Source organism: Coprobacillus sp., from assembly GCF_984815275.1.
In genome coordinates this window covers 1-4,619 of sequence record NZ_CFJNYH010000080.1, presented here as the reverse complement: position 1 = coordinate 4,619, position 4,619 = coordinate 1, and the positions used below count along the sequence as shown (strand labels likewise).

The 4,619-nt window shown below is 26.1% G+C and carries 4 protein-coding genes; all 4 read left to right on the top strand.

From position 1 onward, the window contains the following. The first annotated feature begins 130 nt into the window (after positions 1 to 130). The 4 genes from AC5M21_RS15850 to AC5M21_RS15835 all read left to right on the top strand — a co-directional run bounded on the left by AC5M21_RS15850 (position 131) and on the right by AC5M21_RS15835 (position 4,559). Positions 131 to 1,045 carry a sensor histidine kinase gene (locus tag AC5M21_RS15850; protein WP_493531530.1) on the top strand — a complete coding sequence of 305 codons (915 nt, stop codon included), beginning with the start codon at positions 131 to 133 and terminating at the stop codon, positions 1,043 to 1,045. After that, a complete protein-coding gene (locus tag AC5M21_RS15845; protein ID WP_008788489.1) occupies positions 1,042 to 1,749 on the top strand; it encodes a LytR/AlgR family response regulator transcription factor in 708 nt (235 codons plus the stop codon). The genes AC5M21_RS15850 and AC5M21_RS15845 overlap by 4 nt, the downstream gene beginning before the upstream one ends. A 153-nt stretch (positions 1,750 to 1,902) precedes the next feature. After that, entirely contained in the window at positions 1,903 to 3,402 is a 1,500-nt protein-coding gene (locus tag AC5M21_RS15840) for a deoxyguanosinetriphosphate triphosphohydrolase (protein WP_017144186.1), read from the top strand. Positions 3,403 to 3,455: 53 nt separating this feature from the next. Then, complete coding sequence (locus tag AC5M21_RS15835; RefSeq protein WP_017144187.1) at positions 3,456 to 4,559, top strand: hypothetical protein; 1,104 nt, start codon at positions 3,456 to 3,458, stop codon at positions 4,557 to 4,559. Positions 4,560 to 4,619 lie beyond the last annotated feature (60 nt).

Here is a 4,619-nt window from a genome sequence, read left to right as displayed (position 1 = left end):
AAATGCTTGAAAGTGTAATATTTATAGGGATAATCAAAAATCAGATATAAAGTTTTAATCAATTGTTATTACAACCTCAACAATTGTAATAGGAACTTCATTTCAAAATTTTTATAACAACTATGCAATTATGTTTATTTTGACATGTGTTAGTATAGTTTTATTAGGTATAGAATATGTATTTATAAAAAATTATTATGATGGTTCTTTTCAATTATCTGGTCATTCTATAATCATTTTAAGTTTATGTTCTGTTGTAACATTTGTTATTATTAACGTAATATTAAGAGAGTATGTTTTAGGTTCAATATCATTTGGTTTCTGCGCAAGTTTAGTAGCTGTATTTATACTCTTTTTATTTCTAGTTACTGTTTTATGTGTCCTAAATGCAAAATATTATGACAGTAATTTAGAACAATCATTAAGATTAGAGGCTTATGATTATGAAGATAAATATATAGATGCTATTACTGAAAGAACAGTAGAATATAATAAATTAAGACATGATATGAAGAATCATTTTGATATAGTAGAAAGAATGATTAATACTTCACATATTCAAGAGGCAAAGGATTACATGGAACAGATATCTTTTGATCAAGGTGAACATTATGTACATGTGAATCATTTAGTGTTGAATTATATATTAAGTAACAAAACAAAATTAGCAAAGAGTCATGGTATTGATTTGTGTAGTGTGATTATAGGGAAACCAGTAACGTTTATAGCTGATGTTGATTATAGTATTTTAGTTGGAAATTTATTGGATAATGCAATTGAGGCAACTATAGAGGCTAAAGAAAATGAAATCAATCTATGTTTATCTTTTTATGAAGATAGGTTTGTTATTGAGGTGAAGAATTGTGTAGTAGATAAGCCAAAATCTAAGCAACTTCTCACAAATAAGAAAGATAAGAGTAAACATGGTATAGGTTTGAAGAATATTAAAGATATTGTAGATAAGTATAATGGACAAGATGTTATTGAAGTTAATGGAAACGTCTTTTATCATATGTGTATATTGTATAAGGTGGATGAGAAATGAGAGAATTGAGATTTATATGTATTGAAGATGATCAGTTATTTATGCATAAGATGATAGATAGCATAAAAGAGTATTTTCAAAGAGAGGAGTTTGAGGTTGTTTTTGAAACTTATCAGAACATTCCTAAATATTTGAATTTAAGGGGAATCCATGCTTGTTTTTTTGATATTGAAATTAATGATAAAAATACAATTGATTTGATAAAAGATATAAGAGATAGAGAGATAGGTGTACCAGTTATTGTCGTTTCTCAACATAAAGATTATGTCTTTGAAACTGTTCATTTACAGATCTTTGATTATATTCGTAAATCTAAATTTGATGAAGAAATTGGACATGCACTGGTTAGACTTCAAAGCAAGATCCATCATACATTAACAAGTGTTGTGTTTAATTATGAAGGTAGGATAATGGAAATTCAATTTAGTGATATTTTATATATACATATTAAAAGTCATCATTTTGTTATTCATGATATATATGGAATGGAAAAAGAGATTTGGAAAAATTATGATGATATTTTTGTAAAGAATTCTACTCTGATTAAGGTTCATAAATCATATGTTATCAATATACATTATTGTGAGAGAATTAATAAAAATAATGCCTTTTTAAAAGGCTGTGATAAAGCGATTCCTATTAGTACAAGAAATTATAATTATGTAACAACTAAATTTGCATTAAAGCATAGTTTCATAAAATAAGATAAATTCTTATTTTATGGAGCTTTTTTTGCGTTTAAGTGAAATATAGCAACGGTTAAGTGAAAAATGCCTACGTTTAAGTAAAAAATGTTGAAATTTGTAAGGGGTATCACTGATAATATAATTATAGTTTATTGTGAGAGGAGTTTAAAAATGGAATGGAACGATTTACTATCTACAGATAGATTTTGTAAAAAAAGAAGATTTGAGGGAATGGGATATTTTGATAAATATAAAACAACTGAGTTTGAAAGTGATTATCAAACAATTATAAACAGTGCTTCATTTAGACGTTTACAAGATAAGACACAAGTTTTTCCATTAGATAAAAGTGATTTTGTAAGAACTAGACTAACTCATTCTTTAGAGACATCTTCAATTGCTAAACAATTAGGAAGCATGATTTTAGATAATATGAAAAATGAAGTTAAAAAATCTGAAGAAGATGAAAGTGGATGTATGAAAAGATGTTGTATAGATTATAACAATTATAAAGATATACTTGATAACATTCCAGAAATTTTATCATGTGCTGGATTATTACATGATATTGGAAATCCACCATTTGGACATTTTGGAGAAACAGTGATGGCTGATTGGTTTAAAGAGAATTTAAAAAATATTAAATTTAAAGATAAAAAGATTGATAGTATTCTTACAGATGTACAAATTCAAGATTTATATCATTTAGAAGGAAATGCCCAAGCTTTAAGAGTTATGTGTAAATTACATATTGTCGATAATGATTACGGAATGAATTTAACAAAGTCTTTAATTAATGTTCTTGTAAAATATCCTGTATGTTCTTTAAAGGTTGATGAAGATAGTCATAATATTTTTTACCATAAACTTGGATTCTATGATTGTGATCATGATTTATTTGATAATATTTCATCAACGACTGGAACTAAGCTTAATGAAAATGAGTATGTTCGTCACCCACTTACTTTTTTATTAGAGGCAGCAGATGATATTGCTTATTCTACTGCAGATATTGAAGATGCTTTTAAAAAAGGATTTTTTACATTGGAGGAATTTATTTCAGTTTATAGGAGTTTATTGGATGAAGATGATATTAAATATAAACATAAAGCATTTAAGATGCTGGAAAATTTAGAAAATATAAAAATAGATTTTAAAAAAGAACCTCATAATGAACAGTTATTAAAGATGCAGATGTGGTTAAATGAGATAAGACAATGGTTTATGTATAATGCTGCTTATAGTTTTATTAAAAACTATGATGATATCATGGAAGGGACATATACTCAAGAATTGATGGATGATGTTTTTCATACAAAGACTTTGAAAATACTTAAGAAAATAGCAAAAAAACTAATATTTAATGATAGTAGCATAACGAAAATTGAAATATCGGGATCTGGTATTTTATCATTTTTGTTGGATAAATTTATTGGTGCGATTATTCATTATGATATTAAAGATGAAAATTATACTTTATCAAAAGAAGATATTAAATTAATAGGCTTGTTACCAGATAATTATAAAGAAAACTATAAAATGGAAAAGAAAAAATATACTGAAGAAAAAGATTTTTTGTATTTAAGAATCCATTTGGTTGTTGATTATATAAGTGGAATGACAGATAGTTATGCTAGAAGACTATATCAGGAATTACATGGTGGTTATTAGGTATGAAAAAGATGATACTTTGAATATAAATAAAATAGGAGGAGTAAGTGAGAATGATAAATGATACAACGGTAATAAGATCAAAGCCAATGAAATCTTCACATTTTCATGAAAGATTTATAGAGGTTATGTCAAATGAAGAATTACAGTTGCCTTTGAGAATAGATGATAATTATAAACAAACACTTCAGCAACTATATAATTTGTATTGTTTTCAAATCTCTTCTTTCTTAAGTGAAAAACAGGTCAATGCTATTCGAATGATTTGTGATATTATTTTACAAATGGTTGATGAAGATGATGATGAAGCCATGCGAGTGTTTGAGAGGTTAATGCAAATTCGTGTATTTAAGGATAATCTACATATTATAGAAAATGATTTGCCAATAGATGGATATGGGCGAAAGAATATAAATCTTTTTCGATTAAGGAAAATAAATGAAAATAGAAAATATAAGAGAAGTGATTTATTTCATGATCCTAAAAGAGAAGAGAATTATAAAAAAAGAAAACCATATCGATATAATTTAGCTGAAAGACCATCTCTCTATTTATCAACAACAGCATACTGTTGCTATAAAGAATTAGGAAGTTTAGATAATCAAAATATTTTAGGAGCAATGTTTAGGTTGAATTCTGAATTAAATATACCGTTATATATTGTTGATTTAGGGAACAGACCAATAGATTTTATTAAACAGAACAATAAATATAAAAAAGCAAATATTGGTTATAAAGAAAGTGAATATTTATTTGTTTATCCATTTATCGCAGCGTGTTCTGTCGTTGTTCCAAGTAAAGAGGAACGTAATATTGTTGAATATAAGATGACAGAGATTTTATATAAATGGTTAGTAAGGAATCATAATGATAAGTTATGTGGGATAAGATATTTTTCTTGTCATGATGCATGTTACAGTATAACTGATAAAGATGATAATCTTATTTTTGAACGTAATAGCAAAACAAGTTTTACAAAATATTTCATTAACTATGTTTTTCCAGTAGGAAAGATTATGGATGATAAGGGGTATTGTGAGAAATTAAAAGAATCATTTGTTATTTCTACTCCAAGGTTTATGAGAGAATATGCAACGATTAAGGAATTTGAAGAAAGTATGAAATATGCAACACAACTTATGAAAATAGATAAATAAATTAAAAAAGAAAGACAACTATATTAAAGTCAAGTAGTAAATTGTGAAAAAGTATGAAAT

Coding starts and splice junctions, on each gene's coding strand:
- AC5M21_RS15850 (WP_493531530.1), top strand. CDS start 131: ATGTTTATTTTGACATGTGTTAGTATAGTTTTATTAGGTATAGAATAT.
- AC5M21_RS15845 (WP_008788489.1), top strand. CDS start 1,042: ATGAGAGAATTGAGATTTATATGTATTGAAGATGATCAGTTATTTATG.
- AC5M21_RS15840 (WP_017144186.1), top strand. CDS start 1,903: ATGGAATGGAACGATTTACTATCTACAGATAGATTTTGTAAAAAAAGA.
- AC5M21_RS15835 (WP_017144187.1), top strand. CDS start 3,456: ATGATAAATGATACAACGGTAATAAGATCAAAGCCAATGAAATCTTCA.